Source organism: Neomegalonema perideroedes DSM 15528 (assembly GCF_000374145.1).
GTDB lineage: Bacteria > Pseudomonadota > Alphaproteobacteria > Rhodobacterales > Rhodobacteraceae > Neomegalonema > Neomegalonema perideroedes.
On sequence record NZ_KB893659.1, the window covers coordinates 1 to 4,265 of the forward strand.

Here is a 4,265-nt window from a genome sequence, read left to right on the forward strand (position 1 = left end):
TTTCAGTTAATAGTTAAAATATATAGAAATTTACTAATTAAAAATAAAACACCTAAATATAAAAATAAAAACCAAAATAAAACCACAGATAAAATAAATATAACCTGAGTTTCCACTTAATATCAAATGGTTAAAATTCCACACCCCCTATACGGATTATTTTTTGCCATACTTCAAAACCTACAATTCAATTCTCTCCATAAAATCATCAGGTTACAAAAACCACCTACCACAATGTCCTGACCAAAATCCGCCCCAAACGCACGATTAATAATAAATGGTCGCGTGACAAATCCATGAACTCAACCCAGATCAAACCACACTAAGAGGCACACATATATACTCATAAAAAATCCGAACCTTCAAGCACACAAAAAAACTCAAGACTGCGAGCATTAGAAATGATCCTCAATAGGGGTACGGGATTCAAGGCATTGTCAGGCTCAAGATCATCGAAGTCTCGTCGATCTCACGCAGGTCCGCTGCGCGAAACAACCATCGGCGGATGAGGCCGTTTGCATTGAGGCGTAGACATCGCAGAAAAAGATCCCAGTCCAACAGGTCACGTAGAAGGGCGTGCTTGGCGAAACAAGTGTCGTTGTCAAAGGTGATGGAGCCTCTCATCAAGACAGGAAGGCGGCACAGCATATTTTTCAGCACAGAGAAGGATTCACCCGCAGTCTTCCCACTGAGACGGGTCATCAGCATCAGACGCGTCTTGCATTCGTGTAAGATCAGAAGAAGTTGGCGATGCTTGCAAATCATCAAGTCTCTCTCCCAATCCGATCTCCTCGCGCGGATTCTCTTCGTCGGAACAAGCGGAAAGATGCGCCTTGTCTGCAATCCGATCATGAGAAAACTGACGCTGGGAACGAGCCCCGTCACTGATCCGAGGAAGAAAGCGCCGCATACGAGCTAGGTCGCCGTCATGACGTCGAAGCCAATGAGAGATCGTCACAGTTCCAAGAGAGCGAAGACCACCCTCCAGACTGCTCCGAAGACGCCCGGAGAAATGACCCATTATACCACAGTAAGCACGCCCCATCGGCCTTGAGGCTGTCGAAGCCCTCGACGCCTTTCATAGCCAGAACCATCCTGCTGCCTGCCTGAAAGGGCCGAGCCCCCAAGCGGGGGCTCGCCTCTCCTCAGGGCGCAGGGCGCAGACGGCGGAGGTTGTCGCCTGCCGGTTCTTCGGCGTCGCCCTTGTTGATCGCGAAAACGCTCCCGCTTCCATCCGTCGAGAGGTGGTTCGGCTGCGGCCCGCCATCGAGATTAGCGAAGAACTCGCCTTCGGCGTCGAGAACCGTGATCGTCCCGGCGCCGCGCAGGCTCACATAGGCCAAACGCGAAGACGGATCAAAAACCACGCTCAGGGGCCCCGCTCCCAGCGGGACGCTCTTCACGAGATCGCCGCTTTCGGCGTCGAGGATCAGAAGCGCGTCGCTCCCCTGAGCCGCGACGAAGACCCTTTTCGTCTCCGGATCATAGCTCACGCCGATGGCCGATTTCGCACCCGGCAGCGGAAGGATCTTCTCCAGCTTTCCGGCCCGGCTGTCGATCACGGCCAATTCCGGCGCCGAGAGGTTGGGCGTGAAGATCCGTCCGCTCTCCGCATCCAGATGCAGGCTGGTCGGCGAGAAGGCGATCCGGGAGTTCGGCCCGACGATATTGATCAGGCCCTCATAGGCCATGCTCGCGGCGTCGAAGACCGCCAGACCCGGCGCGCCCACCGCCGAGACGTAGACTTTGCCGGTTTCGGGCGAAACGACCACGTCGCGGGCGTGGGGGACGAGTCCGGGCTCGAATTGCCGGATCAGAGAAAGGTCTTTCTGGTCATAGACCGCGAGCGTGTCCTGACGCGTGTTCGTGGCCCAGACCCGACCATTCGCCTCATCCAGCCCCAGCCCGTAAACCGCGACCAGCCCGCCGTCGGGCGCCTCAGGCGGAGTCGCGCGGGCGAGGATCTCCAGAGTCTCCGGGTCGAGCTTCAGCAATGCGGATTGCGCGATGGGTGGCCAACCCGCCGCCGCAGAACGCCACATAGCCCTCGATGTCTTCGATGGCCTGCTTAAGCACGCCGCGATTCGCGTAATTCCGGTTGCTGATCGCTAGAGCCATCGATTTCGCTCAGGCCCTGCCTAGAGGCATGATCGTGCAGACGAGAATCACGATTCGTAGCCATCTCCACAACAACCTCCCCCATACCTCCACATTCTCCTTTTCTCGCCCCCACTGCACGAGAGCCTTGTATGCCTGCGTCTGATCTTGTCGACATGGCTCCGCCAGATTAGACCGAAAAGACACATGGAATGCCGTCGGGAGCGGTCGAGATAATCCACGGCGCGCATTTTGGCTATATGGATTATCTCTTGCCGCACCTCCCAGCGCTCCGAGCGCTGGAGGCAACGGCCACTGTGCTGCTGGCGACGCTGGCGCTTGGCGCGTTAGTCGACGCCTCGGGGCTGGGGGCGATGTCGGCGACGGGATTGTTCACCACCGCGCCATGTGCGCTCACGGTGGCGTAGATTGGGTTCGAGATGAACGCCGCGCTGATGACCCCAGTGATCGGTTTTTCGGCGGTGATCTTTCCCGATCAGGTGGGGTCGCCAGTCGTGGCAAGGCAGGGCGACGAGGGCACGGATTTTTTGATCCCGTGGCCGGGATGAACCGGGCTAGCCGACGGGGTTTATACTGGCGTTCGCACAACATCAGCGGAGCGCTGGAGGAAGCCTTGATGCGTCAAGGGCAGCCCAAGATCCTCAGCGCCGCTCAGGGCGGTCAGTTTGCCAGTCCTAGCTTCACGCCAATCCTTCACCTGCGGATCTCATCGCCACGCCCGGCGGAATCGCCGGCGGAATCGAAGGACTCCGCCGGGGAGGAGCCGCTTAGCCCTTCCGCGCGGCGGAGAGATCAAGCGCTACGTCGACGATCATATCCTCCTGACCGCCCACCATGCGCCGACGGCCAAGCTCCATCAGGATCTCGCGGGCGTCCACGCCATAGCTCCGCGCGGCGGTCTCGGCGTGGCGCAGGAAGCTGGAGTAAACCCCCGCATAGCCCAAAGACAGGCTCTCGCGATCCACCCGCACCGGGCGATCCTGCAAGGGTCGGACGAGATCATCCGCGGCGTCCATGAGCTTATAAAGATCGCAGCCCGTCTCGACGCCCATGCGGTTGAGCACCGCGATCAGCGCCTCAAGCGGAGCATTGCCCGCCCCCGCGCCCATGCCCGCCAGAGAAGCGTCGACGCGGCTCGCGCCAGCCTCGATCCCCGCCACGGCGTTGGCCACGCCGAGAGTCAGGTTGTGATGCGTATGCACGCCGATCTCGGTTTCGGGCTTCAGGCCCTCGCGCAGGATCCTCACGCGTTCGGCGTATTGGCCGGGCAGCAGAGCCCCGGCGGAATCCGTCACATAAACGCATTCCGCGCCGTAGCTCTCCATGAGCCGGGCCTGCTCCAGCAATCTGGCGGGCTCGGCCATATGGGCCATCATCAGAAAGCCGACCGTGTCCATGCCCAGAGCCCGCGCCGCCTCGATATGCTGGCGAGAGACGTCGGCTTCGGTGCAATGGGTCGCGATCCGCACGGAGCGCGCTCCAGCCGCCGCCGCAGCCTTCAGATCATGCACCGTGCCGATGCCGGGCAAAAGGAGGACCGTCACCACGGCCCGCTTACAGACCTCGGCGACGGCGGCGATCCATTCCGCGTCGTCATGCAGGCCGAAGCCGTAATTGAAGGTCGAGCCCGCGAGTCCGTCGCCATGGGCGATCTCGATGGCGTCCACGCCTGCGGCGTCGAGGGCTCCGGCGATCTCCCGCACGGACTCGAGGCTGTATTGATGGCGCAGGGCGTGCATGCCGTCGCGCAGGGTCACGTCCTGCACATAGAGCTTATCAGGATTGGGACGAGTCATCGCGCAGCCTGCCTTTCGAGGAATTTTCCCGCCCAGGCGTCGGCGCTGACGAGGGCCGCGGAAGTCATGATGTCGAGATTTCCGGCGTAGGCCGGCAGATAATGCGCCGCGCCCTCGACTTCGAGGAAGATCGTCGTCTTCAGCCCGGTGGCGTAGCCGATCCCCGGCACGCGCAGAGGCGCGTTGTCGCCGATGGTCTCGAACTGCACCTTCTGCTTGAGCCGATAGCCCGGAACATAGCGCTGCACGGTCTTCTCCATCTCGGCGACGGATGTCTCGATGGCCTCCGGCGTCGCGCCCTGAGACAGCACGAAGACCGTGTCGCGCATGATCAGAGGCGGCTCGGCGGGG

Annotated in this window: 3 protein-coding genes and 1 pseudogene; all 4 read right to left on the reverse strand. The window is 60.1% G+C overall.

Annotation, left to right across the window (positions count from 1 at the left end; all coding sequences use genetic code 11):
• Nucleotides 1-426: 426 nt before the first annotated feature.
• Nucleotides 427-708, reverse strand: a complete 282-nt coding sequence (locus B161_RS18025; RefSeq protein WP_157755646.1) for a hypothetical protein — start codon at nucleotides 706-708, stop codon at nucleotides 427-429.
• Between the two features lie 437 nt (nucleotides 709-1,145).
• Nucleotides 1,146-2,042, reverse strand: coding sequence for a YncE family protein (locus B161_RS18030; RefSeq protein ID WP_157755647.1), 897 nt, complete (start codon nucleotides 2,040-2,042; stop codon nucleotides 1,146-1,148).
• 843 nt (nucleotides 2,043-2,885) lie between these two features.
• Nucleotides 2,886-3,914, reverse strand: coding sequence for a 4-hydroxy-2-oxovalerate aldolase (gene dmpG, locus B161_RS0113035; protein ID WP_018633877.1), 1,029 nt, complete (start codon nucleotides 3,912-3,914; stop codon nucleotides 2,886-2,888).
• A pseudogene (locus B161_RS0113040) lies at nucleotides 3,911-4,265 on the reverse strand (hypothetical protein); the annotation flags it as partial. The gene dmpG and the pseudogene B161_RS0113040, both read right to left, overlap by 4 nt.